The organism is Pseudomonas sp. PS01297 (assembly GCF_029959305.1).
GTDB lineage: Bacteria > Pseudomonadota > Gammaproteobacteria > Pseudomonadales > Pseudomonadaceae > Aquipseudomonas > Aquipseudomonas helleri.
On record NZ_JASCPQ010000026.1, the window covers coordinates 1 to 25,242 of the forward strand.

The window sequence follows — 25,242 nt, forward strand, 5'->3', positions numbered from 1 at the left end:
AGCTTGCCTCGCGATCTTTTGATCGTTACAAGATCGCGAGGCAAGCTCGCTCCTACAGTTGAGGCCGGGTGTGGGTTATTTCTTTTTGGCAGGGGCCTTGGCTTTGACGCTGCGCTGACGCAGGGCTTCGAACAGGCAAACACCGGTCGCTACCGAGACGTTCAGGCTGCTGACGCTGCCCGCCATCGGCAGGCGCACCAGGTAGTCGCAATGCTCGCGGGTCAGGCGGCGCATGCCTTTGCCTTCTGCCCCCATGATCATGATGGTCGGGCCGGTCAGGTCTTGCTCGTACAGCTCCTGTTCGGCTTCGCCCGCCGTACCGACGATCCACAAACCACGTTGTTGCAGCTTTTTCAGCGTCGCGGCCAAGTTAGTCACAGCCACCAACGGAATCACTTCCGCCGCGCCGCAGGCTACTTTTCGCACCGTCGGGGTCAGCGTTGCCGACTTGTCTTTAGGCACGATAACCGCCAGTGCACCGGCCGCATCGGCGGTACGCAGGCAAGCACCGAGGTTATGCGGGTCTGTCACGCCATCCAGCACCAGAATCAGCGGAGCACCTTCGGTGCGATCCAGCAATTCGTTGAGCATGGCCTCGCCCCACACCTGGCTCGGGCTCACATCCGCCACAACGCCTTGGTGCACGCCTTCAACCCAGGCGTCCATTTCACGGCGCTCGGCCTGACCGACGTCGATGCGGTTTTCAGCAGCCAGCGCGACCAGGGTCTGGACGCGAGGATCGTTGCGGCTTTCAGCCAACCAGATGTGCTTGACGCGTTTTGGGTGGTGACGAAGCAACGCTTCTACGGCGTGAATGCCGTAGATTTTTTCCAACTGACTCATGACTTGGCCTTAGGTTTGCGCGACCCACCGCTTTTGCTGGCAGGCGCGATGCCCGATTTTGGCGGGCCTTTACGATGTTTGCTGGGTTTGGAAGGCTTGCCCGCGTCTTTAGCGGGTGCTGCCCTCCCCGACTTTCCCGACTCCGATGCTCGACCGCCGCTTTTCGCATCGGCCAACAGCGCCTTTTTCACTTCACGGCTTTTGCGCACTTCGGCGTTATTGGCCGCCGCGTCGCTGGAGCGATAAGCGCCATCAGACGCTTTCACGGTTTTGGCTGGCGCGCTGCGGCGAGCGGGTTTAGCCGCTTCAACCGGTGGCGGCTCAGTCGGCTTGGTCCCGGATTTGCCCGCGTTTTTACGCACCGGCTTTTCGTCGGTGCGGTTTTTACGACCAATCGGCGCGCTGAGGGTTTTCTCAGCCATTTCGAAGTCGATTTTGCGCTCGTCCAGATCAACCCGCATGACGCGCACTTCAACCGTGTCACCCAAGCGGAAGCTGCGACCGGTGCGCTCGCCCGCCAGGCGGTGATGCACAGGGTCAAAGTGGTAGTAGTCGCCCGGCAAGGCGGTCACGTGGACCAGACCTTCAACATAAATGTCGGTCAGTTCAACGAACAGGCCAAAGCCGGTAACCGCTGTCACCACACCCGGGAACGTCTCGCCTACGCGGTCCTTCATGAACTCGCACTTGAGCCAGTTGGTCACGTCACGCGTGGCTTCATCGGCACGGCGCTCGCTCATCGAGCATTGCTCGCCGAGCTGTTCCAGGATCGCTTCGTCGTACGGGTAAATGCGCGCTTTCGGGATGGTCATCGCGCCGGCACGCAGAACGTGCGGGGTATCCTGCTTGGAGTGGATAACGCTGCGAATCGCCCGATGCGTGAGCAAGTCCGGGTAACGACGGATCGGCGAAGTGAAGTGGGTATAGGCTTCGTAGTTCAGGCCGAAGTGGCCCTGGTTATCAGCGCTGTACACCGCCTGGCTCAACGAGCGCAGCATCACGGTCTGGATCAGGTGGTAATCGGGGCGATCCTTGATGTGCTCAAGCAAGGCCTGATAGTCCTTCGGCGAAGGGCCATCCTTACCTTTGTGCAGGCTCAGACCCAACTCACCGAGAAACGCGCGGAGTTTTTCCAGACGCTCAGGCGGCGGGCCGTCGTGCACACGGTACAGGGCCGGGATTTCGTGCTTCTTGAGGAACTCAGCGGTGGCCACGTTGGCCGCCAGCATGCACTCTTCGATCAGCTTGTGCGCGTCGTTACGCGTGGTTGGGCGAATTTCAGCGATTTTGCGCTCGGAACCGAAGATGATCCGGGTTTCCTGCGTTTCAAAGTCAATCGCGCCACGGGTGTGACGAGCGCCCAACAGCACTTTGTACAGTGCGTACAGTTGCTTGAGGTGCGGCACCACATCAGCGTATTCGCTGCGCAGTTGCTTGGCGTCGTTGGTTTTCGGGTGCTCAAGGATGGTGCTGACCTTGTTGTAGGTCAGACGCGCCTGCGAGTGGATCACCGCTTCATAGAACTGATAGTCGGTCATTTCGCCGGTTTTGGAGATGGTCATCTCGCACACCATGGCCAAACGGTCGACCTTCGGGTTCAGGGAGCACAGGCCGTTGGACAACTCCTCGGGCAGCATGGGAATCACGCGCTCCGGGAAGTACACCGAGTTGCCACGCACTTGGGCTTCAGCGTCCAGTGCCGAACCAATTTTCACGTAGCTGGATACGTCGGCAATGGCCACGTAGAGCTTCCAGCCGCCGCCAAACAAGCGCAGCTTGCCGGACTTGGCTTCGCAGTACACAGCGTCGTCGAAGTCGCGGGCATCTTCGCCGTCAATGGTGACGAACGGGAGATGGCGCAGGTCAATGCGTTTCTCTTTGTCTTTCTCTTCAACTTCTGGCTTGAGCTTGGCGGCTTCTTTAAGCACAGCCTCCGGCCAGACGTGAGGAATGTCGTAGGTGCGCAGCGCGATGTCGATTTCCATGCCGGGCGCCATGTAGTTGCCCACCACTTCAAGCACATCACCCTGCGGCTGGAAGCGCGGGGTCGGCCAGTGAGTGATCTTCACTTCAACGAACTGCCCGATCTTCGCGCCCGCATTGCGGCCCGGAGTCACCAGCACTTCCTGCTGGATTTTCGGGTTATCGGCCACTACAAAGCCGATGCCGCCTTCTTCGAAGTAACGACCCACGATGGTTTCGTGAGCACGCGACACCACTTCAACGATCACGCCTTCACGACGGCCACGGCGGTCCAGACCCGAAACACGGGCCAGCGCACGGTCGCCATCGAACACCAGACGCATTTGCGCCGGGCTCAGGAACAGGTCATCGCTGCCATCGTCCGGCACCAAAAAGCCGAAGCCATCACGGTGACCGCTGATGCGGCCCAGGATCAGGTCGAGCTTGTCTACCGGCGCGTACGTGCCACGGCGGGTGTAAATCAGTTGAGCATCGCGCTCCATCGCACGCAGGCGACGACGCAGGGCTTCAATTTGGTCTTCGGTCGTGAGTCCAAACTCTGCGACCAACTGCTCACGAGCAGCAGGCGAACCGCGTTCAGCCAGATGCTGAAGGATCAGTTCGCGACTTGGGATAGGGTTTTCGTATTTTTCCGCTTCACGTGCGGCCTCGGGATCGAGGGTCTGCCAATCGGCCATTAGATAGTTTTCACCTTGTCTATATGCGGTTAGTTTGGCATACGCGTATTGAAACGGGAAATTTCGGACTCTAGCAGTGCCGTATTAGCCGGTTCTGACGCGCCTGGCGGGCTCAAACACACCGCCCGCGAAATATTTTCAATATTTTTAATCACAACGCTTTACAGGTCAAAGGGGCATCCGTATAGTGCGCGCCATCGACAACGGCGACGTTGCAGATACTGCCCAGATGGTGAAATTGGTAGACACGCCAGCTTCAGGTGCTGGTGGCCGCAAGGCCGTGGAAGTTCGAGTCTTCTTCTGGGCACCAATTTAGAGAGTGAGATTAGTACAATCTTGCATCTCACACAAAACCCGCGAAAGCGGGTTTTTTGCATTTGGGGGTTTCATAAAGAATTTTGATTTATAAACCAAAACAGGGGTTTACAGATCAAATAGCTCTCCGTATAGTGCGCCACATCAACAGCGGCAACGTTGCTGATACTGCCCAGATGGTGAAATTGGTAGACACGCCAGCTTCAGGTGCTGGTGGCCGCAAGGCCGTGGAAGTTCGAGTCTTCTTCTGGGCACCAATTCAGGTTTACAGCCTACGGTTGTGAAACCACCCAAAAAGCCCGCGAAAGCGGGCTTTTTAGTTTCCGGCATTCCCCCCTCCCTTGGTCTGACACCTTCTATCCAGTCCACCAACGTTGTATTTGATAATCCATCTCACTCGCACTAATATCCGGCCACCTTCAGATCGCCTGTGCGACTTCCTGGATTCGAGTGTCCGACAACAACGAAAGACTTCAGCTCTACCTCACGCATCGACATGCGCTTGTGGACTATGCCGCCCCCATCGTGGGTTGCCGCGCCAAGGCCGAAGATGTGGTTCAGGATGCGTGGTTACGCTTTAGCCAAGGGGCCGACAACTTGGTCCCGCTCACTCAGCCGGTCGGCTACCTGTACCGGATCGTGCGCAACCTGGCCTTTGACCTGAACCGCCGGGTCACCCTGGAGAACCGCCACACCTTGCGCGACGAACAGCTCGACGAGCACGTTTCCAACGCGCCCTCCCCTGAACAAGAAGCCCTGCATCTGGACGAGCTGCGTAAATTGCAACATGCTCTGTCCCGCCTGCCTGAACGTACTCGACAGGCCTTTGTCCTGCATCGACTGCAAGGCCTGACGTTCCAACAAATTGGTACCCAGCTGGGTATCTCTGTGAGCCTGGCCCATCAATTGGTCCGCGATGCCCTGACCTACTGCGCGGAACAACTGAGCGATGACTGATACGCCCCCTCCGAATCTGGTCTGGGAAACAGCGCTGGACTGGCTGCTGCTGATCCAGCAAAACCCCGACGACCCCGAACTCAACCGCCGCCTGAATGACTGGCGAGCCAGCGCCCCCGAACACGACGCTGCGTGGCGCAAGGCGCAGAAAGTCTGGCAACTGAGCGGCGCAGCCCTGAGCTTGCCAAATCCGCCCGCCGCCGCTGCGCCACAAGTTGCAGTGGCCACGCCTGCGCCGCGCCGCTTTAGCCGCCGCCAGTACTCATGGATCGGCGCAGCCGCTGCGGCCTGCGCAGTGTTTATGCTGCTGCCCGACTGGCAAGCCCTGCAGGCCGATTACCGCAGCCCTACTGCCGAGCATCGTGACATCACCCTGAGCGACGGCAGCCACATGCTGCTCGACAGCAACAGCGTGGCCGATGTGCACTTCGACCCCGAGCAGCGACAGGTCACGCTGTTGCGGGGCCAGGCATTTTTCTCGGTCAAGTCCGAGCCAGATCGCGCGTTTTACGTAAATGCCGGGCAGGTGCGCGTTCGTGTCACCGGCACCGCCTTTGCCGTCAGCGTGGAAAACGGCGAGGTACAGGTCAGCGTTGAAAGCGGCACCGTCGCGGTAAAAACCCCGACCGCGCCTGAGCCCGCCAGCCTTCATCACGGCGAGCACCTGAGCTACAGCGCGATAGACAACCAGACCCGGCGGGCACAATGGCCCAATGAGTCCATCGCGCCTTGGCGCCGCTGGCAACTGGTTGCCGTCGATCAATCGGTAGAAGACGTCATCAAACAACTGCGGCGCTATCAGCCCGGCCTGATCCTGCTGACAGACAAAGCACTGGGCCAACGGCGCATCACTGCCGCCCTGAACTTGCGCGATCCAAAACGCGCCTTGCAGGCTGCCATCGCCCCGCTGGGCGGCGCCGTGCAAGACGGCCTGCCGTATACCTTGATCGTCACCGACGCGCCGTAAATCTTTTTTCAACTATTTCTGGAAATCTCCTGCAGCCGAGAGTCTTTACCTACGAACGTCACTGATAAAGATTCGCATTAGTGACCAAGGCGTTTCATTTCGTAGGTCCTCTCATGCTTTCTCTGCGTTTGCGTTACGTGCGCTCACTGTCTTTGGGCCTGCTTCTGGGTTTACCGGCGCTGCCCCTCGCCGCTCAGGCTGAACCCGACCGTCAGCATTACCAGATAGCCGCCCAGCCGTTGGCTACCGCGCTGATTGCGTTTTCGCAGCAGTCGGGCTGGCAGGTCAGCGCAGAAAGCGCCCTGCTCACAGGTTTAAGCAGCTCGCCGGTAGACGGCAACCTGGACCCGGAACACGCCCTGGCTAGCCTGTTGCGCTCAAGCGGCCTGCAATGGGAAGTCACCTCGCCAGACAGCGCATCGATCCTGCCGCCCACCGACAACGACGTCTTGCTGATCAAAAGCACACCGATTACCGCCATGGACGCCGTTTTCCAGGGTGAACAAGTGATAGATCGGCAAATGATCGAGAACTTGCCTTCAGGCAATGGCGACATAACCAGCCTGCTACGCACCAACCCCAACGTACAGTTCGACAACAATCAGCTCAGCAGCAAGACGCCCGGCGAAATTGCCCCGGCCGATATCAGCATCAACGGCGCGCGTCCATGGCAAAACCTGTTTGTGGTCGACGGCATGAACATGAACAACGACCTCGATCCCGGTAACAGCAACGACGACTTCGACGAGTTGCCAGGGCGCAGCCAGGGCATGGCCCTGGACACCGACCTGCTGGAAAACATCAAGGTCTATGACAGCAACGTGCCGGTGGAATTTGGCGGCTTTAACGGCGGCGTGGTCGAGGCCAATACCCGCGATCCCAAGAAAGACTTTCACGGCAAACTGTCGGTGCAGATGTCGCGCTCCGAGTGGACCCGCTACCACCTCAATGAAGACGACCCCGACCTTGAAAGCTTCAAAGCGGGCTTTGGTAACAGCAGCCAGCCCGAGTTTAAAAAAGTCATTACACGCGCCACCCTCGAAGGGCACCTGACGGACAACTTCGGCTTGCTGGGCAGTTTCTCGCGTAAAGACTCGACCATTCCGACCCGGGTCTTTGCCATTTCCAACCAGACCGAAACCGCCAACGCCGCCGAGACCCAAACCCGACGCATCGACAACTACTTCCTCAAGGCCGCCTGGCAGGTCAACGACGACTGGAAGCTCGACGTCAGCCTGACCCACGCCCCGGAAACCGCGAAAACCTTTGGCCCCAACTCAGTGCTCTCTGCCCGCGAGATGGAGGCCGGCGGCGACAGCCTCAGCGCACGGCTGGTGTGGAATGCGCCACTGGCCCGGGTCGAACAAAACCTCAGTTGGAGTGAACTGAACACCTCGCGCTATTCCGACAGCGACTACATGGTGCTATGGCGCACCTCCACGAGCAAAGACTGGAGCACTTCGGCTTTCGCCACCGAGGGCGGCTTTGGCGACATCGAAGAAACCCAAAAGACCCTGGCCTACAAACTCAAGGCCGACTGGAACAGCGTCCAGTGGCTGGGCATCGACCACGCGCTGCAAACCGGCCTGGAACTGTCGCAAAGCTCGGCCAGCTATGAACGCAATAAACCTTACAGCAGCTACAGCGTCGCCAGCACCGACACCTGCATGGGCAACGACCCGTATTGCTCCATCGGCCAGACCGCCAATGGCTGGGCCGGGCAATACGCCAACAAGATGACCCTGACCCAGGGCAAAGTCGCCTTCGACACCCGCTCATGGGCGTTATACCTGCAAGATGAAATGCGCTACAAACGCCTCACCGTGCGGCCCGGGGTGCGCATCGACGGCGACAACTACATGAACCAGACAACGGTAGCCCCACGCCTGGCCATTGAACTGGACGTGTTCGGCGACAACAAAACCCGCATCACCGGCGGCGCCAACCGATACTACGGGCGCAACCTGTACGCCTACCGTCTGCGCGACGGCATCGCCGCCATGGGCACTGAATACAGCCGGGCCAGCCAGACCTCTGACTGGGTGATGGGCAAGCAAAACGCCAACGACAGCAAGTTCAACCAGTTGAAAGTGCCCTATGACGATGAACTGACACTGGGCCTGAGCCACGTGCAGTGGGACACCGAGTTCGCCGTCAAATACGTCAAGCGCATGGGCCGCGAGCAAGTCAGCCGCGCCTGGGGCGCGCAAATCGGCCAGCCCTCCGAAGACACCGGCGCCCTAGCGGCCAACTACTACACCTACTACAACGGCGGCAAAAGTGACGCCGACATCTACACCCTCACCATCACCCCGCTGCAAGCCTTTACCCTGGGCAGCACCCGCACTTCGGGCCAGTTCGCCATGGACTGGAGCAAGATCAACAACACCGGCCTATCGAACTACAACGCCAGCATCGGCGCCATTTACGTTGAAGACCCGACGATCCAGTACGACGGCAAGTTCATGAAGTATTCCGACATGCCTGCGACCAATTACAACCGGCCATGGACAGCACGCCTGACGACCATCACCGAAATCGACCCCTTGAACCTCACCTGGAGCAACTTCCTGCGTTATCGCGATGGCTATCGTCGCATTGCTGCCACGGGCAAAAAAGTCGTGCATGAAGGCTCCGAAGCTTACGTGTGGGCCGAAACACCGTATTCCGGCGCACTGACCTGGGACACCCGGCTGGCCTGGAAAATGCCCACCGCCAAAGACCAGGCCGTGTTCGTCAACCTAGACGTCACCAACCTGCTGGACAAAAAAATCGTCGGCGCCACCGAAACCAGCGGCCTGCCCACCTTTGAAGTCGGGCGCCAATTCATGCTGGAAGTGGGGTACACCTTTTGAACCGCCTGACCGCCTGCTTCAGCGCTGCACTGGCGTTAAGCTGCCTCGACGCTTACGCAGCAAACGCTTGCGATGAGAAGACCGCCCAATACACGGCCTGCGTCGCCCAACTGTATCGCCAGCCCGTCGCCCAATGGCCTGCCCCGCAGGTAGACGCCGATGTGCACTGGCAAGAGATGGCCGCCCTGCCCGACCACGCCCCGGCACCGCCCGAAAACCCCTTCAGCGAGGCCAAAGCCGAACTGGGTAAAAAGCTGTTTAACGACCCCAAACTGTCGCGCTCCGGGCAAATTGCCTGCGCGTCCTGCCATGAAGCCGACATGGCTTTTGCCGATGGTCGTCGGGTGTCGTTTGGGCATGATCGCCAGAGCGGTCGCCGCAATGCCCCCAGCCTGGTGATGAGCGGTTACAGCACCCACCTGTTTTGGGATGGCCGGGGCGGCAGCCTCGAGCAACAAGCCCTGCACCCCATCGTCGACCCCGTGGAAATGGCCTTTGATATCCCGTCGTTGCTCGAACGGCTCAATGCCGACGCGGCTTATCGGCAACAATTTGCCCAGGTCTTCGGCCCCGGCCCGATCACCCCCGAACTCACCGGGCAAGCCCTCGCTACTTTCCAGCGCACATTGGTCAAAGCCACGCGCAACACCGCCTTCGAGCAACTATTGCGCGGGCGCCCACAACGCATGAGCGATGAGCAGCTCTACGGTCTGCACCTGTTTCGCACCAAAGCGCGCTGCATGAACTGCCACTTTGGCTCGGCCCTCAGCGACGAACAGTTCCATAACGTGGGGCTGAGTTATTACGGGCGTAAATACGAAGACTTGGGGCGCTATGAAGTGACACACCAGCCACAGGATGTGGGCGCCTTCCGCACCCCGTCCTTGCGGCTGGTGATGAAGACCGCCCCGTGGATGCACAACGGCCTGTTCGTCAACATGGAAGGCACGCTGGCCTTCTACAACATGGGCATGCCACGCCCCCGACCCACCGCGCAACAGGCCAATGACCCGTTGTTTCCGAGCACCAGCGAACGCCTGAAAGCACTGAACCTGGACAAGGACGAATTGCGAGCCTTGCGCAGTTTTCTCGACACGCTTTAACGCCAGCAACATCACAACTCGTCGCACAAGCGCAATTGGACGCTGGGTCAAGCGCACTTGAGAAACGATATCGTTTATTATTGTTACAAGTTTTGTAGTACCAAAGTGAGGAACCCAGCGAATGATGCTCCGAAATACCCGGCTTGCGACATCTCTACTGCGCGGCCTGACGCTCTCCATCCTCGGTCTTGCACTGACCTCCCCCGCCTACGCAGCCGACCCCGTCACCCTGACGCTGTACAACGGCCAACACAAAGAAGTGGGCGACAACCTGGCCGCCGCCTTTGAAGCCAAAACCGGCATTCACGTCAACGTGCGCAAGGGCAGCAGCAACCAACTGGCCAGCCAAATCATGGAAGAAGGCGACCGCTCCCCGGCTGACGTGTTTTACGCCGAAGAATCGCCGCCCCTGAACAACCTGGGCGAGCAAGGCTTTCTGGCCAAGGCCGACGACAGCACCCTGCAAGCACTGCCCAAAGAATACGTGGCCGCCAATGGCACCTGGATCGGCGTGACCGCCCGCACCCGCGTCGTGGCGTTCAACCCCAAGCTGATCAAGGAAGAAGACTTGCCCAAATCGGTACTCGATTTCGCCGACCCCGAGTGGCAAGGCAAAGTCGGCTTCGTCCCCACCAGCGGCGCCTTCCAGGAACAGGCTGTGGCCATCATTAAACTGCACGGCCGCGACGCCGCAGAAGAATGGCTGACCGGCCTGCGCGCCTTCGGCAAAACCTACACCAACAACATGGTAGCGCTCAAAGCGGTGGAAAACGGCGAAGTCGCCACCGTGCTGGTGAACAACTACTACTGGTTCGCCCTGGAAAAAGAGAAAGGCAAACTGGACTCCAAACTGCACTACTTCACCGACGGTGATGCGGGCGGCTTGATCACTGTGTCCAGCGCAGGCGTGATCAAAGCCAGCAAGCACCCCAAAGAAGCCCAGCAATTGCTCGCCTACATGGCCAGCGAAGAAGGCCAGCGAGTGATCACCAACACCACCGCCGAATACCCGATGCGCAAAGGCATGGTGTCGGACCGTGGTCTTAAGCCATTCGAAGAACTGCAAGCGCCGAAAATCACCCCGGCTGACCTGGGCAACGCTGAAGAAGCGCTGGACCTCGAACGCGACACCGGCCTGCTCTGATGCTCGCCACTGCCCACCCTGTGCGCCACACCCTGAAGCGCAAAAGGCCGTCGATCTGGCTGCTGCTGCCCGTCCTGCTGCTGGTCGGGCTCAGCCTGCTGCCGCTGCTGTATGTCGCCACCAAAGCCTGGCAAGCCGGCTGGACGCAGGCATTGAGCCTGCTGTGGCGGCCGTATGTGTTCGGCCTGATGCGCAACACGCTGCTGCTGATGGTGGGCGTCACCGTGACCTGCGCCGTGGTCGGCCTGTCGCTGGCCTGGCTGCTGGAACGCAGCAACTTGCCGGGGCGGCGCCTGTGGGGCGTGATCCTGTGCTTGCCGTTTGCCGTCCCGGCGTTCGTCAGCAGCTTCACCTGGGTATCCCTCAGCGCCAGCTTTGAAGGCCTGGGCGGGGCCATTCTGGTGATGAGCCTGTCCAAATACCCGCTGATCTTTCTGCCAGTCGCCGCGACCCTGCGCAACCTTGACCCGGCCCTGGAAGAATCAGCGCGTACCCTGGGGCAGAACCGTTGGGGCGTGTTTTTCAAGATCACCCTGCCGTTGCTGTGGCCTTCGCTCCTGGCTGGCTCGCTGCTGATTGCCTTGCACATGCTGGTGGAATTTGGCGCGCTGTCGATCATCGGCCTGCAAACCTTCACCACCGCGATCTACCAGCAATTTGAACTGGAATTCAGCAACGCCAATGCAGCGATGCTGTCGGCGGTGCTGCTGGTGATGTGCCTGAGCCTGTTGTGGCTGGAGCTGAAAGTGCGCGGCAAAGGCCGCCACATTCGCATCGGCCAAGGCGCTGCACGGCGCGCCGAGCAGGTACGGTTGGGCAAGTGGTCGCTGGTGGGGCAAGTGTATTGCCTGCTGCTGGCGGTGATTGGCAGCGGCATCCCGCTGGGCATGCTGGCGTACTGGCTGATCAAGGGCAGCTCGGCGGCCTTCCCGATGGCGGCGATTGGCGAGGCGCTGTTCTCGTCGCTGGCCTTGTCGTTGGGCGGCGCTGCCTTGTGCCTGGTGCTGGCGGTGCCGGTGGGGTTGCTGGTGGTGCGTTACAAAGGCCAACTGGCGATCTGGGCCGAACGCCTGCCGTACCTGCTGCACGCCCTGCCGGGCCTGGTCATTGCCCTGGCGCTGGTGTACTTCTCGCTGCATTACGTGCCGGTGCTGTATCAGACCTCGGCGTTGCTGCTGGTGGCGTATGCGCTGCTGTTTTTACCCTTGGCGCAAGCACCGATCCGCACCGCGCTAAACAAGGCCGCCCCGCAACTGGAAGAAGCCGCCCGCACCTTGGGCGCCTCATCGTTCTCGGCGTTTTGCCGGGTGACCTTGCCGATCATCTTCCCGGCGCTGGGCGCAGCGTTTGCACTGGTGTTTCTCGACGCCATGAAAGAACTGACCGCCACCTTGCTGCTGAGCCCGACCGGGCTTAACACTTTGGCCACCCAAGTGTGGGCGCACACCTCGAATGTCGAGTTTGCGGCCGCGGCGCCTTATGCCGCGCTGTTGATCGTGGTGTCGGGCTTGCCGGTGTATTTGCTGACCACGCGGATGTATTTGAGCCGCTGAAGCCGCCCTCACCCTAGCCCTCTCCCGGAGGGAGAAGAAACCGATTGGGGGATGTTGTAGATGTTCTGCGGCCTGCAAGCCATGCACTGAACCTGAGAACACCTCGGTAAAGCTCCCTCTCCCGCCGGGAGAGGGGCTTTTTCCCACACAATTCGCAACGCCTGCACCGGCTTCGTCTCTTTCATTCGCAGGACCTTTCCTAGAGAATCCTCACCGCCTTGTGGCGCTGGAACTGCGCGGATAGTCTCGACGGGTCACTGATTTCAGTGACCGGTTTTGACAGACCGAATGGAATAACCAAAATCAGCGCGTACACAGTTCATGTGTCATGGCGGCTGTGTGCGGGAGCACCTTCGGGTGCATCGAGCTTTGGTATTTCCCTCGATCTGTCAGCCCGCACGCAGCTGCCACCCTCCGTCTGACAGCGGGCAGTGGCGGTCATCCAGACTCAATTGGAAATTACCGCTATGAATAAAATCGTCCCAGACCCACCCCTCGATGCCTTCCACACCAGCGCCCATCGCGGCACGCTGCTGTTCGCCACCCACCCTGGTATTCCCGCACGAGACGCGCTTGAACACGTTTCGCTGCTGCTTAAAGGCGCAGAGTTAAACGCCGACGACGTCAGCGCCCACCTATCAGGCCTTGAAGCCGAACAGCTGTGGAATGTTATCCACAGCATGGAGATGGCCCGTGCGCTGGTGGACTCGCTACTGACTGATTAATGCTCGCCATGAATGCGCTTGTGCGTAACCCGCCAGCCCTCACCCCAACCCTCTCCCGAGGGAGAGGGAGCTTTACCGAGGTGGTTTCGGATTCAACGCCATTGCTTGCAGACCGCAAATCATCTCCAAGATCCCCCAATCAGTCCCCTCTCCCTCCGGGAGTGGGCTAGGGTGAGGGGCTTTTGATTTTAAGCCCTGAACTGCCCCAAACTGGCCTTCAACTGCTCTGCCAGGCTGTCCAGCACTTTGCCGCTGGCCGTGGTCTGCGTGACGGCCTCGGCGGCGCGTTCGGCCTGAGCATGGATCACTTCGACCCGCCCACGCACTGCATGGGCGCCCTGGGCCTGATGCGCTGCAGCTTTGGTCGCATCGTCTATGGCCGTGTGCACCTGCTCAACCGAGGCCTGCACGGTCTTCTGCAATTTCACGCTGCCGCGTAGCACCGCCAAGCCTTCGTCCGCCTGACGCCCGGCCTGTGCAATCGCCGCGACCGCTTCTTTCGCGCCCTGCTGCAAGGCCACGATGTGCGCCTGAATATCGCCGGTAGAGCTTTGCGTTTTGCTCGCCAAGGCGCGGACTTCATCGGCCACCACCGCAAAGCCGCGCCCCGTCTCGCCTGCCCGCGCCGCTTCAATGGCGGCGTTCAACGCCAGCAGGTTGGTCTGCTCAGCGATGCCATGGATCACCGTCAGCACCACTTCGATCTGCTCGCTTTGCTGCGCCAGCCGCTCAATCACTTTGGCGCCCTCGCCCACTTGCCCGGCCAGCGCTTCAATCAAGCCGCCCACTTGCGCCGAGGTGCGGGTGTTTTCGTCAGTCGCCTGACGAATGTCCACCACTTGGCGCAGCGCCGCCTGCATCGCCTGGCTTTCAGACTGCGCCGCATCAGCCATGGTCGACAGCGCCTCAAGGCTTTGCGCCACTTCATCGCGCTGCAACTGCGCCGCCGCATCCGCCCCGGCATTGCGCATCGTCATCACGCCAATCTCGACCCCGGTGCGCTGGGCCACATCCCCCGCTTCACGCACGATGGGCTGCAACTTGTCGACAAAACGGTCAACCGCTGCCGCCATGTCGCCAATCTCGTCTTTGCTGTTCAGGCCTACGCGCTTGGTCAGGTCACCCTCGCCCGCCGCCAGGTCATTCAAGGCGGCGTTAAGCAGCAGTAATTTGCTCACCACGCGCCGCCCCAACACCACCGCCAGTACCAGCAACACCCCAAGCCCCACCAGCGCCAGGCTCAAGCCGATGCGCCAGCGCAGCGCTTCTGCTGCCTCGCGGACGGTGTGCGCGGTATTGACCTGCATTTGTGCGGCCGCTGCCTGCGCCGACTGCAAACGCGCGCCCAGGGCCTTGGAGCTTTCGCTGGCCGCGCCTTGCAGGCTGTCGTCGACCAACTGATCACTGCTCACAATCAACGACGCAAAACGCTGGTCCAGCGCCGCCAGCGACTGTTCGATCGACGCGGTAGAAACACCCATCAAGACTTTGCCGATCACCACGCCGTTGGGGCTGATGGGCGCTTCGAGGTAATACACCGCCGGATCGTTGCGCGCAGCATCGAGGACTTTATCCAGCGCGCGCTCGCCCTTGCCCTTTTCCAGCAGGGCTTTGTTGATCGGGTTATCACGGTTGAGGTAGCGCGTCAGATGCTGCCCCGAGGCATCGTCATACACCACGAACAGCACATTGGGATTGCGCTGGGCACGCCGGGCGAAGTCCGACAGGGTTGGCACATCGTTATCCCAAATGGCCCGGGACGAAACGGCCGCCAGCAACTGCGCCATGTCGTTCGCGGAGTCTTTGAGGCTCTGCTCGAGCATTTCCCAGAGCTGCATCTGTTCGTCTTTAAGGCGCGGTTCCAGGCCTGCGGTCAGGCGCTGGCGAGTGCTGACCGACAACCCGTCCAGGTTGCTCTTGACCTCACGCCCGGCCAACTCGAGTTCGGCCGCCAACTGCTTGCTGTCTGCACTCAGACCCGCATCCAGATCAGACTCCAGAGCCGTGACCGTGCTCCGCGTCAGTGCGACAGCCACCAGCACTTGCACCAAAAGAGCGATACCGAGGGTAACGAATACCGGCCGCAACAAACGGCTTTGTAACAATGAGAGTACGGCAGACACAGAAAACCCCTCCACAACGGTGCCATTATTTTGATGGCACGCTTATGGCGTTTTTGAAGCAAGGGTCATGCCGTGGATCTCTTGCGGGACTTACAGTCTTGGACGCCGCGCTGTCGCGCAGCAAACAGGCCATCGATAATCGACAGCATCCCCCAATCGGTTCCCTCTCCTTCGGGAGAGGGCTAGGGTGAGGGTTGCTCTTGATTTGAGTACATATCCGTTGCTGCGGCAACGGCCACTTAGGGTTCCGGCCTTACGCCGTGGGCCCGCCGCGTTCGGCCAGCGTGGTTTAACGGGGCCTCTTAGATCAAGATCAAAAACCAGATCAAGATCAACAGATCGCGAGGCAAGCTCGCTCCTACAGAGGGCTAAAACAACAAAGGGCCCCGAAGGGCCCTTTGTTTTGCATCGCGACGTGTTACGCGAACGGGTGACGCAGAACGATGGTTTCGTTGCGGTCCGGACCTGTCGAGACGATGTCGATCGGCGCGCCGATCAGTGCTTCTACGCGCTTGATGTAAGCACGGGCGTTTTCTGGCAGCTCTTCCAGGGTTTTGGCACCCACGGTCGATTCAGTCCAGCCCGGTACTTCTTCGTACACAGGCTGCAGGCCTACGTAGCTGTCAGCGTCGGTTGGCGCCACTTCGTTGCCGTCTGCATCTTTGTAACCAACGCAGATGTTGATGGTTTCCAGACCGTCGAGCACGTCCAGCTTGGTCAGGCAGATGCCCGAGATGCTGTTCACATCGATAGCGCGACGCAGGATAACGGCGTCGAACCAGCCGCAACGACGGGCACGGCCAGTGGTTGCACCGAACTCGTGACCTTGCTTGGCCAAGTGAGCGCCGACGTCGTCGAACAGCTCAGTCGGGAACGGGCCCGAACCTACGCGAGTGGTGTAAGCCTTGGTGATGCCCAGGATGTAGTCCAGGAACATCGGGCCAACGCCCGAACCGGTCGCAACGCCACCGGCGGTGGTGTTGGAGCTGGTCACGTACGGGTAGGTACCGTGGTCGATGTCCAGCAGCGAACCTTGAGCGCCTTCAAACATGATGTCTTTGCCAGCGCGACGCAGGTCGTGCAGCTCAGCGGTCACGTCCAGCATCAGCGGCTTGAGCAGCTCAGCGTATTCTTTGCACTCGGCCAGCGTCTTGTCGAAGTCGATGGCGGTGTCTTTGTAGTAACCCACCAGCATGAAGTTGTGGTAATCCACCAGCTCACGCAGTTTGGCTTCGAAACGCGGCATGTTCAGCAGATCGCCAACGCGCAGACCGCGGCGAGCAACCTTGTCTTCGTATGCCGGGCCAATGCCGCGACCGGTGGTACCGATCTTCAGCTCGCCACGGGCTTTTTCACGGGCCTGGTCCAGTGCAACGTGGAACGACAGGATCAGCGGGCAGGACGGGCTAATACGCAGGCGCTCACGCACCGGTACGCCTTTCTCTTCCAGCTTGATGATTTCACGCAACAGAGCGTCTGGAGCAACCACCACACCGTTGCCGATCAGGCACTGCACGCCTTCGCGCAATACGCCCGACGGAATCAGGTGCAGAACGGTTTTTTCGCCGTCGATCACCAAGGTGTGGCCAGCGTTGTGGCCACCTTGGTAGCGCACTACAGCGGCAGCATGTTCGGTCAGCAGATCAACGATCTTGCCTTTGCCCTCATCACCCCACTGGGTGCCCAGGACTACGACATTCTTACCCATAACACTTGTCCTCATTCGCGCAAACTTGGTGCCGGCAACCGCCGGCAGGAAAACTCAAGAAGCCAGCGGCACGACGTGCCACAAGCCGTTCTGCTGAATCAATTGGCGGTCGCAGTCCGCATCACGGGCGGCGGTCTGTGGCTGGCCAGGCAATGCCTGAACCACACGCTGACCTTCACTGCGAAGCTGGCAAACCTGCTGCCAGAGTGCCGCATCTGTGCTGTCAGGCATCCAGATACCGCCAGACGGTAGCTGAACCTCAGCACGCCCCAGGGTTACCAGGGTTTTCAAATCGGTCGAAAAACCGGTCGCCGGACGGGCACGCCCAAACACAGCACCGATATCGTCATAACGACCGCCCTGGGCGATGGAATCCCCAACGCCCGGAACAAACACCGCAAACACCACACCTGTGTGGTAGTGATACCCACGCAACTCACCCAGGTCAAAATACAGCGGCAACTGCGGGAAACGCACCGACAACCGCTCGGCAATGGCCTGCAAGTCGTCCAGAGCTGCCATCACCTCGGCCGGAGCCTTGGCCAGACGCTCACGCGCAGCAACCAGCACATCACGGCCGCCACACAAACCCACCAATGCCTGAAGCATGTCAGCCAGATCGGCCGGCAAACCTTCGGTCAAGGCTGTTACTTCGTCGATCGCCTTGCGTTGCAGGGCGTCGAACAATTGTTGTTCCACTTCAACCGACAGGTTGGCCGCACGGGCCAGCCCACGGTAAATGCCGACATGCCCCAGGTCCATGTGCACATCCGGCACATCGGCCAGTTGCAGCATGGCCAGCATCAAGCTGATGACTTCTACATCGCTGCTCGGGCTGGCATCGCCATACAACTCGGCGCCCAACTGGATCGGGCTGCGCGAGGACGACAATGCACGCGGTTGAGCATGCAGAACGCTACCGGCGTAGCACAGACGGCTCGGGCCTTCATGACGCAAGGTATGCGCATCAATGCGCGCCACTTGCGGCGTGATGTCGGCACGAAAACCCATCTGGCGACCCGTCTTGGGGTCAATAACCTTAAAGGTCCGCAGGTCGAGATCCTGGCCAGCCCCTGTCAGCAGAGACTCCAGGTATTCGATATGCGGGGTGACGACGAACTCATAGCCCCAGCTCTGGAACAGATCCAACACCTGACGCCGCGCGACTTCAATGCGCGCAGCTTCTGGTGGAAGTACTTCTTCGATGCCATCTGGCAGAAGCCAGCGGTCTACCGTTGCCATTACGCCATTCCCCTATGATCCGGGTGGCCAGCCAGCAGGCAAGCCTTGAGTAAAGCAGAACGTGGCTGCGTCTTTAGCGCGCACAGCAAAAAAGCCTGAATGACAGGCTCAGCACATTCCTCGAAAAATCTACCGATGCTGTCACAGCCATTCGGTCAATCAAACATGCAGACGCAAAAAAGCCGGGAATTTCCCGGCTGCCGCATCATACACACGTTTTCTAAAAGGATCACCCCGCGAGGCAATTTGCCCGCCCGGCGGAGTGCGTGTACAGGATGCTTTTTTGCTGCAGGGGCGAGCTTTTGGAGATCAAAAGATCGCGAGGCAAGCTCGCTCCTACAGGTTTACTGCGGCTTGGACTTGTCCAGGTAGCGGAAGAACTCGCTGCTTGGGTCCAGAACCAATACGTCGCTCTTGTTCGCAAAGCTTTCGCGGTAAGCGCGCAGGCTGCGATAGAACTTGTAGAACTCCTGGTCCTGACCGTAAGCCTTGGAGTAAATCGCAGCAGCCTGGGCATCGCCATCACCGCGTGCTTCTTCGGACTGGCGATAAGCCTCGGCCAGCAGAACACGACGTTGACGGTCGGCGTCAGCACGAATGCCTTCTGCCAGTTCGTTACCCTTGGCCCGATGCTCACGTGCTTCACGCTCACGCTCGGTGCTCATACGTTCGAAAACGCTGCGGTTTACTTCTTTGGGCAGGTCAATGGCCTTGACGCGAACGTCGACCACTTCAATGCCCAGCTCTTTCTCAGCCATTTTGTTCAGCGATGCGGTGATGTCAGCCATCAATGCATCACGCTCACCCGACACCACTTCGTGCAGGGTGCGCTTACCGAACTGGTCACGCAGGCCCGATTCCAGACGACGCGACAGGCGCTCGTCAGCAATCTGCTTCATGCCCGAGGTCGCGGTGTAGAAGCGCTCGGCATCTTTCACACGCCACTTGGCGAAAGCATCGACCATGACCGCTTTCTTTTCCAGCGTCAGGAAACGCTGCGTCGGTGCATCCAGCGTCATCAGGCGGGCGTCAAACTTGCGCACCTGGTTAACGTAAGGGATCTTCACGTGCAGGCCTGGCTGAACATCGGCCTGAACCACACGGCCGAAGCGCAACAGCACGGCACGTTCGGTTTGCGAGACGATGTAGAAGCTGTTCCAGGCAACGATCGCCACAACAACGGCAACAATAAGGGCGACCAGCGATTTATTGCTCATCAGCGACTCTCCCTGGTACGCGGTGGTGTCGGCAGATCCGTGTTGATGTGCGTGCCAGCATCAGAACTGCTCGCCGCAGCTGCCGAACCCGTTACCGAGTTGCTGCCGCCAGTACGGCCTTCAATCATTTTGTCCAACGGCAAGTACAGCAGGTTGCTCTGGCCGTTTTTGTTGCCGGTCACGAGTACTTTGCTGGTGTTGCTGAAGACATCCTGCATGGTGTCCAGGTACAGACGGTCACGGGTCACGTCAGGATTTTTGCGGTACTCGGCCACCAGCTTGGTAAAGCGGTCAGCTTCACCCTTGGCGCGAGATACCACTTCATCGCGGTAACCGTTGGCATCTTCGATGATGCGCTGTGCCTGACCACGGGCTTCCGGCACCACGCCATTGGCGTAGCTTTCGGCCTGGTTGCGGGCACGCTGCTCGTCTTCACGGGCACGGATCACGTCGTCAAAGGCTTCTTGTACTTCACGCGGTGCAGCAGCGTTTTGTACGTTGACCTGAGTCACCGTAATACCGGTTTTGTAGGTATCGAGGAAACGCTGCAGGCGCTCCTTGATCTCTACGGCCATTTGTTCACGGCCATCGGTCAACACCTGGTCCATCGACGTGGAACCCACGACGTGACGCAAGGCACTGTCTGTGGCTTGCTGCAGGCTGACTTCCGGTTGATCAACGTTCAGCACGTAGTCGCGCAGGTTGCTGATCTTGTACTGCACGGTCAGCGGCACTTCGACGATGTTTTCGTCTTCAGTGAGCATCTGGCCCTGCTTGGTGTACGCACGCTCACGCGTTACGTTTTCCATGTACTTTTTATCGAACGGCGGCAAGTAGATGTTCAGACCCGGACCTACCGTGTCGTAGTACTTGCCCAGGCGCAGCACGACGGCTTGCTCCTGCTCGTCGACCACATAAACCGCGCTGTACAGCCAGACGGCTGCCATAACGACCAGTACCAGGCCGAGCACACCGAAGCCGGCGCTCTTACCGCCTGAGCCACCTTCGTTGCCACCGCCACCGGTACGTTTTTTTCCACCACCGAACAACCCATTCAGGCTTTCCTGCAGCTTTCGGAAGGCCTCGTCGAGATCCGGTGGTCCCTTGCGGTCGCCATTTTTAGGGCGTTTGCTACCCCAGGGATCTTGATTGTTCGAGTTGCCACCCGGCTCATTCCAAGCCATAGCGCTCTCCATCTGATAAAGCAAAGACGCGCCCACGGCGCGCCGACCAATGCTACAGAATGCCTACCACAGCGGCACGGCCGCTTTAGGAGGCTTTTATTGCAAAGTGTGTTCTTCGATGAATTCCAGCGGTTGCATCCCTTCACGGCTGACCAAGCGATTGAGCTCGGAACGCGGCAGGCGTACGTCCAACAAACTGGAGCCCTCATCGTCATGCGCTTCTTTTTGCACAACCCCCAGTTCGAAGAACTGTGCACGCAGTCGAGCAAAACGTTGCGGCAAGCGCAAGGTGCCAACGAACAAATCACTGCCCAGCAACTCGGCAATGGCCTGCTCAAGCAGCTCCAGACCTTGGTTTTCACGGGCCGACAACCAGACCCGCTGCGGTTTGCCATCGGCATCACGCTGGATCTGCGGCTCTACACCTTCAAGCAAATCGATTTTGTTGTAGACCTCAAGGATCGGCAAGTCCTGCGCGCCAATCTCGTTGAGGACGATCATCACCTGTTCGATCTGCTGCATGCGCTCGGGCTCATGCGCGTCGATCACGTGCAGCAGCAAATCCGAATTGCTCGACTCTTCGAGCGTAGACCGGAATGCTTCAACAAGCTTGTGCGGCAAGTGACGAATAAAGCCCACGGTATCGGCCAGTACGATCGGCCCCAGGTCGTCCAGGTCAACGCGGCGCAAGGTCGGGTCGAGCGTGGCGAACAACTGGTCTGCGGCAAATACGTCTGACTGAGTGACCGCGTTGAACAACGTGGACTTACCGGCGTTGGTATACCCCACCAGCGACACCGTAGGAATATCGGCGCGTTGGCGCCCTCTACGGGACTGTTCACGTTGGCTGCGGACTTTTTTCAGACGCGACTTGATCTGGCTGATGCGTATACGCAACAGACGGCGGTCGGTTTCGAGCTGGGTTTCACCCGGCCCGCGCATACCAATGCCGCCACCTTGACGCTCAAGGTGGGTCCAGCCGCGCACAAGACGCGTGCTCATGTGATCAAGCTGGGCCAGTTCGACCTGCAGCTTGCCTTCATGGGTACGGGCGCGTTGAGCGAAGATGTCGAGAATCAGCCCGGTACGGTCAAGCACGCGACACTCGAACACGCGTTCGAGGTTACGCTCCTGACTGGGCGTGAGGACGTGATTGAAAATCACAATGTCGACCTTCTCGGCCTTGACCAGGTCGCGCAACTCCTCGACCTTGCCACTGCCAATCAGGTACTTGGCCGAAGGCCGATGACGCGGCACGTTGAAAAACGCGACGGTCTCGGCGCCAGCCGATACTGCTAACTCCTGGAACTCCTGCGGATCTTCGTGCGCCTCAGGGTCCTGAACTTCCAAGTGAACGAGGATCGCCCGCTCACCACCACCGTGGCGCTCAAAGAACAAAGGAGACTCCTATCAAGCGTTACCTGGCTCAGCGTCTGCCAGATCAGATTCGCTCGCGCTAGGCAGACGGATCGGACGTACTGGGACGACTGTCGAGATAGCGTGTTTGTAAACCATTTGGCTCACGGTGTTTTTCAGCAGGATCACGAACTGGTCGAACGACTCGATAGTCCCCTGCAGCTTGATACCGTTGACCAGGTAGATGGAAACGCCAACCTTCTCTTTACGCAAAGTATTCAAGTAAGGGTCTTGTAGCGAATGCCCTTTTGACATGTGCCGCACTCCTGTAAGGATAAAAAAATAGATACAAAAATTAGATGGCGATGTCGCCATACCCATAGGATAGACGGCAATTTCCGGGACTCAGCTCAATATGGAGACCGATCCCAAGTATTTCAAGGCGCGCGGCAGATTGTCGCAGTCCAGGCTGTCCAGCCAATGTAGATCATCCCAACCGCGCAACCAGGTGAACTGACGTTTGGCCAATTGGCGCGTAGCAATGATGCCGCGCTCCTGCATCTCGGTCGCTGTCAGCTTGCCGTCCAGATAATCCCAGACTTGGCGGTAGCCCACTGCACGTATAGACGGCAACCCGGCGTGCAGGTCACTTCTATCTCGCAGGGCTAAGACCTCGTCGATGAATCCCTGTTCCAGCATTTGCATGAATCTTTGCGCGATTCTGTCATGCAGCACCTGCCGGTTCGCCGGAGCGATGGCCAGTTGGGCGACAGTATAGGGCAATTGGCCGCCGCCAGAAGCTGCTGCTTTAGTAGATTCTTCAGATTGTTTGTGCCGGTGGGCCGTCATGCTCAGGCCGCTCACCCGATACACCTCTAACGCCCGGGTCAGACGCTGCGGGTCATTGGGGTGAATGCGCGCCGCCGACTCCGGGTCGACCGCTGCCAACTGATCATGCAGCGCCTGCCAGCCAAGGCGCTGGGCTTCTTCTTCGAGCTGCGCACGCACCTGCGGGTCGGCGGCTGGCATGTCGGCCAGACCTTCAAGCAACGCTTTGTAATACAACATTGTGCCGCCCACCAGCAGCGGGATATTGCCCCGTGCGGTGATCTCGGCCATGGATTGCAACGCATCGCGGCGAAAATCAGCTGCCGAATAGCTCTCGGCCGGATCAATGATGTCGATCAACCGGTGCGGATGCGCCGCCAGAATATCTTTGGACGGCTTGGCCGTGCCGATGTCCATGCCGCGATACACCAGCGCCGAATCCACGCTGACCAGCTCACAGGGCAGCACCTTGCTCAGCTCGATCGCCAGATCCGTCTTGCCTGCGGCGGTGGGGCCCATCAAAAAGATGGCCGGGGGTAAAGCCTTGGAACCTGTCATCAGCGACCGCGCAAAAAGAGTTTGTCCAAGTCGTCCAGGCCCATTTGGGTCCAGGTGGGACGACCATGATTGCACTGACCGCTGCGCTCAGTGTTTTCCATGTCGCGCAACAAGCCGTTCATTTCCGGGATGGCCAAACGCCGATTGGCCCGGATCGCGCCGTGGCACGCCATAGTGCCGAGCAATTCGTTGAGGTGCGCCTGAATGCGGTCACTGGTGCCGTACTCCATCAAATCGGCCAGCACGTCATGCACCAGGCGCTGCGCCTCGGCCTGCTTGAGCAAGGCCGGGATCTGGCGAATGGCCAGAGTCTCCGGGCCCAAGCGCTGCAACTCGAAGCCCAGGCGACGGAACCATTCGCCGTGCTCTTCGGCGCAATCGGCTTCACGCTGGCTGACCGCAATCGACTCAGGCACCAGCAGCGGTTGGCCGCTCAGGCCTTCGCTGGCCATGGCGATTTTGAGGCGCTCGTACATGATCCGCTCGTGGGCCGCGTGCATGTCCACCAGCACCAGGCCGTGGGCGTTTTCCGCAAGGATATAGATACCCTTGAGCTGCGCCAGGGCAAAGCCCAATGGCGGAATATCACCCTGCCCCTCAGGCATCGGCGCCGCCGTGGCCTCGGGCAATGGCGCGAAAAACTCGCGGTAGGCATTTTTGGCTTCGGCGGTCGCCATGGACGGCCCGGAAGTCGGCGGCCGGTAGTAAGACTGATAACCCGCCCCCGCGCCGGAACCCGGTACGTGCGCAGCCGGTGCAGCCTGAGGCTGCTCCAGCAGGTGCGCGGCCAGGCGCATCTCGCCTTGTGGGCCGAACTCACCGGCTTCGATCCCGGTCGGGCGTTCAGCCCCCGGCACCGGCGCAGGCGCGGCCAATTGGTCTTCGGGGCGTACGTCGCCCAGCGCGCGGTGCAGCGTGCCGTACAAAAAGTCGTGCACCATGCGCCCGTCACGGAAACGCACTTCGTGTTTGGTCGGGTGCACGTTGACGTCGACCACCGACGGGTCGACTTCAAAAAACAGCACAAAGGTCGGGTGCCGACCATTGAACAGCACATCGCGGTACGCCTGACGCACCGCGTGCGCCACCAGCTTGTCGCGCACCGCACGGCCATTCACATAGAAGTACTGCAAGTCGGCCTGGCTGCGAGAAAACGTCGGCAAGCCCACCCAGCCCCACAAATGCAGGCCGTTACGCTCGACCTCGATGGGCAGCGCCTGCTCCAGAAACGCCGGGCCACACACCGCCGCCACACGCCGGGCGCGGGCCGTGGCGTCGCGAGCTTCATGCAGATTGAGAATACTTTTGCCGTTGTGGCGCAAGTTGAACGCCACATCAAAACGCGCCAAAGCCAGACGCTTGATCACTTCTTGCAGGTGATCGAATTCGGTTTTTTCGGTCTTGAGGAATTTGCGCCGCGCCGGGGTGTTGAAAAACAGGTCGCGCACTTCAACCGACGTGCCCACCGGGTGCGCCGCTGGCTGAACCCGCGGGGCCATGTCGCGGCCTTCGGTTTCGACCTGCCACGCCTGCTCGGCGCCACGGGTGCGCGAGGTCAGGGTCAGGCGGGCCACCGAACTGATCGATGCCAGCGCCTCGCCCCGAAAGCCCAGGCTCATCACCCGCTCAAGGTCTTCGAGGTCGCGGATCTTGCTAGTGGCGTGTCGCGCCAGCGCCAGCGGCAAGTCGTCACTGGAGATACCGCTGCCGTCGTCACGCACCCGCAGCAGCTTGATCCCGGCCTGCTCGACGTCCACGTCAATGCGCTTGGCGCCCGAGTCGAGGCTGTTTTCCAGCAACTCTTTGATCACCGAGGCCGGGCGCTCAACCACTTCACCCGCGGCAATCTGGTTAGCCAGCCGCGGGCTAAGCAGTTCAATGCGGGCGCTGTTCATCACCTCATC

The 25,242-nt window shown here is 59.9% G+C and carries 18 protein-coding genes and 2 tRNA genes; 9 read left to right on the plus strand and 11 right to left on the minus strand.

Annotated elements, in window-relative coordinates:
- Positions 1 to 75: 75 nt before the first annotated feature.
- Complete coding sequence (rlmB, locus tag QMX84_RS10235; protein ID WP_048366586.1) at positions 76 to 843, minus strand: 23S rRNA (guanosine(2251)-2'-O)-methyltransferase RlmB; 768 nt, start codon at positions 841 to 843, stop codon at positions 76 to 78.
- Entirely contained in the window at positions 840 to 3,503 is a 2,664-nt protein-coding gene (rnr, locus tag QMX84_RS10240) for a ribonuclease R (RefSeq protein ID WP_282363761.1), read from the minus strand. The genes rlmB and rnr overlap by 4 nt, the downstream gene beginning before the upstream one ends.
- Positions 3,504 to 3,726: 223 nt before the next feature.
- Between rnr and QMX84_RS10245 the strand changes: the two genes are divergently transcribed.
- The 9 genes from QMX84_RS10245 (at position 3,727) to QMX84_RS10285 (ending at position 13,122) form a co-directional block, all read left to right on the plus strand.
- Positions 3,727 to 3,813: transfer RNA gene (locus QMX84_RS10245), tRNA-Leu, on the plus strand.
- Positions 3,814 to 3,988: 175 nt separating this feature from the next.
- Positions 3,989 to 4,075: transfer RNA gene (locus QMX84_RS10250), tRNA-Leu, on the plus strand.
- A gap of 193 nt (positions 4,076 to 4,268) precedes the next feature.
- Complete coding sequence (locus QMX84_RS10255) at positions 4,269 to 4,775, plus strand: sigma-70 family RNA polymerase sigma factor (protein WP_282363762.1); 507 nt, start codon at positions 4,269 to 4,271, stop codon at positions 4,773 to 4,775.
- Positions 4,768 to 5,742 carry a FecR domain-containing protein gene (locus tag QMX84_RS10260; protein WP_282363763.1) on the plus strand — a complete coding sequence of 325 codons (975 nt, stop codon included), beginning with the start codon at positions 4,768 to 4,770 and terminating at the stop codon, positions 5,740 to 5,742. Before QMX84_RS10255 ends, QMX84_RS10260 begins: the two co-directional genes overlap by 8 nt.
- Before the next feature lie 113 nt (positions 5,743 to 5,855).
- Positions 5,856 to 8,597: a TonB-dependent receptor gene (locus QMX84_RS10265; protein WP_282363764.1), complete on the plus strand. Its 2,742-nt coding sequence runs from the start codon at positions 5,856 to 5,858 to the stop codon at positions 8,595 to 8,597.
- Entirely contained in the window at positions 8,594 to 9,700 is a 1,107-nt protein-coding gene (locus tag QMX84_RS10270; RefSeq protein ID WP_282363765.1) for a cytochrome c peroxidase, read from the plus strand. The genes QMX84_RS10265 and QMX84_RS10270 overlap by 4 nt, the downstream gene beginning before the upstream one ends.
- A gap of 121 nt (positions 9,701 to 9,821) precedes the next feature.
- A complete protein-coding gene (locus QMX84_RS10275; RefSeq protein ID WP_282363766.1) occupies positions 9,822 to 10,844 on the plus strand; it encodes an iron ABC transporter substrate-binding protein in 1,023 nt (340 codons plus the stop codon).
- Positions 10,844 to 12,397: an iron ABC transporter permease gene (locus QMX84_RS10280; protein WP_048366592.1), complete on the plus strand. Its 1,554-nt coding sequence runs from the start codon at positions 10,844 to 10,846 to the stop codon at positions 12,395 to 12,397. The genes QMX84_RS10275 and QMX84_RS10280 overlap by 1 nt, the downstream gene beginning before the upstream one ends.
- A gap of 467 nt (positions 12,398 to 12,864) precedes the next feature.
- The gene (locus QMX84_RS10285) at positions 12,865 to 13,122 is read left to right on the plus strand and encodes a DUF3077 domain-containing protein (RefSeq protein WP_282363767.1); all 258 of its coding nucleotides are present in this window, start codon (positions 12,865 to 12,867) and stop codon (positions 13,120 to 13,122) included.
- Positions 13,123 to 13,310: 188 nt separating this feature from the next.
- Here the strand turns inward: QMX84_RS10285 and QMX84_RS10290 are convergent, their stop codons facing one another.
- The 9 genes from QMX84_RS10290 to mutL form a co-directional block, all read right to left on the minus strand.
- On the minus strand, positions 13,311 to 15,245 hold the full coding sequence (locus tag QMX84_RS10290) for a methyl-accepting chemotaxis protein (RefSeq protein WP_262124794.1): 1,935 nt from the start codon (positions 15,243 to 15,245) through the stop codon (positions 13,311 to 13,313).
- Positions 15,246 to 15,663: 418 nt separating this feature from the next.
- On the minus strand, positions 15,664 to 16,953 hold the full coding sequence (locus tag QMX84_RS10295) for an adenylosuccinate synthase (protein ID WP_048366595.1): 1,290 nt from the start codon (positions 16,951 to 16,953) through the stop codon (positions 15,664 to 15,666).
- 54 nt (positions 16,954 to 17,007) lie between these two features.
- Positions 17,008 to 18,195 (minus strand): ATP phosphoribosyltransferase regulatory subunit, encoded by a 1,188-nt coding sequence (locus QMX84_RS10300; RefSeq protein WP_153333288.1) that lies wholly within the window; start codon positions 18,193 to 18,195, stop codon positions 17,008 to 17,010.
- Positions 18,196 to 18,539: 344 nt separating this feature from the next.
- Positions 18,540 to 19,412 (minus strand): protease modulator HflC, encoded by an 873-nt coding sequence (gene hflC / locus QMX84_RS10305; RefSeq protein ID WP_048366597.1) that lies wholly within the window; start codon positions 19,410 to 19,412, stop codon positions 18,540 to 18,542.
- On the minus strand, positions 19,412 to 20,596 hold the full coding sequence (gene hflK, locus QMX84_RS10310) for an FtsH protease activity modulator HflK (protein WP_048366598.1): 1,185 nt from the start codon (positions 20,594 to 20,596) through the stop codon (positions 19,412 to 19,414). Before hflK ends, hflC begins: the two co-directional genes overlap by 1 nt.
- Before the next feature lie 96 nt (positions 20,597 to 20,692).
- The gene (gene hflX, locus QMX84_RS10315) at positions 20,693 to 21,994 is read right to left on the minus strand and encodes a ribosome rescue GTPase HflX (protein ID WP_048366599.1); all 1,302 of its coding nucleotides are present in this window, start codon (positions 21,992 to 21,994) and stop codon (positions 20,693 to 20,695) included.
- A 12-nt stretch (positions 21,995 to 22,006) separates the two neighbouring features.
- A complete protein-coding gene (gene hfq, locus QMX84_RS10320) occupies positions 22,007 to 22,267 on the minus strand; it encodes an RNA chaperone Hfq (protein WP_048366600.1) in 261 nt (86 codons plus the stop codon).
- A gap of 90 nt (positions 22,268 to 22,357) precedes the next feature.
- Positions 22,358 to 23,338, minus strand: a complete 981-nt coding sequence (gene miaA / locus QMX84_RS10325) for a tRNA (adenosine(37)-N6)-dimethylallyltransferase MiaA (protein WP_282363768.1) — start codon at positions 23,336 to 23,338, stop codon at positions 22,358 to 22,360.
- Positions 23,338 to 25,236 (minus strand): DNA mismatch repair endonuclease MutL, encoded by a 1,899-nt coding sequence (gene mutL, locus QMX84_RS10330; RefSeq protein WP_282363776.1) that lies wholly within the window; start codon positions 25,234 to 25,236, stop codon positions 23,338 to 23,340. The genes miaA and mutL overlap by 1 nt, the downstream gene beginning before the upstream one ends.
- Positions 25,237 to 25,242 lie beyond the last annotated feature (6 nt).

What these genes read in the sequence shown, in the direction of transcription:
- QMX84_RS10260 (WP_282363763.1), top strand. Translation starts at nt 4,768, where the DNA reads ATGACTGATACGCCCCCTCCGAATCTGGTCTGGGAAACAGCGCTGGAC.
- miaA (WP_282363768.1), bottom strand. Translation starts at nt 23,338, where the DNA reads ATGACAGGTTCCAAGGCTTTACCCCCGGCCATCTTTTTGATGGGCCCC.
- QMX84_RS10275 (WP_282363766.1), top strand. Translation starts at nt 9,822, where the DNA reads ATGATGCTCCGAAATACCCGGCTTGCGACATCTCTACTGCGCGGCCTG.
- rnr (WP_282363761.1), bottom strand. Translation starts at nt 3,503, where the DNA reads ATGGCCGATTGGCAGACCCTCGATCCCGAGGCCGCACGTGAAGCGGAA.
- hfq (WP_048366600.1), bottom strand. Translation starts at nt 22,267, where the DNA reads ATGTCAAAAGGGCATTCGCTACAAGACCCTTACTTGAATACTTTGCGT.
- QMX84_RS10300 (WP_153333288.1), bottom strand. Translation starts at nt 18,195, where the DNA reads ATGGCAACGGTAGACCGCTGGCTTCTGCCAGATGGCATCGAAGAAGTA.
- QMX84_RS10295 (WP_048366595.1), bottom strand. Translation starts at nt 16,953, where the DNA reads ATGGGTAAGAATGTCGTAGTCCTGGGCACCCAGTGGGGTGATGAGGGC.
- hflK (WP_048366598.1), bottom strand. Translation starts at nt 20,596, where the DNA reads ATGGCTTGGAATGAGCCGGGTGGCAACTCGAACAATCAAGATCCCTGG.
- QMX84_RS10280 (WP_048366592.1), top strand. Translation starts at nt 10,844, where the DNA reads ATGCTCGCCACTGCCCACCCTGTGCGCCACACCCTGAAGCGCAAAAGG.
- QMX84_RS10265 (WP_282363764.1), top strand. Translation starts at nt 5,856, where the DNA reads ATGCTTTCTCTGCGTTTGCGTTACGTGCGCTCACTGTCTTTGGGCCTG.
- rlmB (WP_048366586.1), bottom strand. Translation starts at nt 843, where the DNA reads ATGAGTCAGTTGGAAAAAATCTACGGCATTCACGCCGTAGAAGCGTTG.
- hflC (WP_048366597.1), bottom strand. Translation starts at nt 19,412, where the DNA reads ATGAGCAATAAATCGCTGGTCGCCCTTATTGTTGCCGTTGTTGTGGCG.
- QMX84_RS10285 (WP_282363767.1), top strand. Translation starts at nt 12,865, where the DNA reads ATGAATAAAATCGTCCCAGACCCACCCCTCGATGCCTTCCACACCAGC.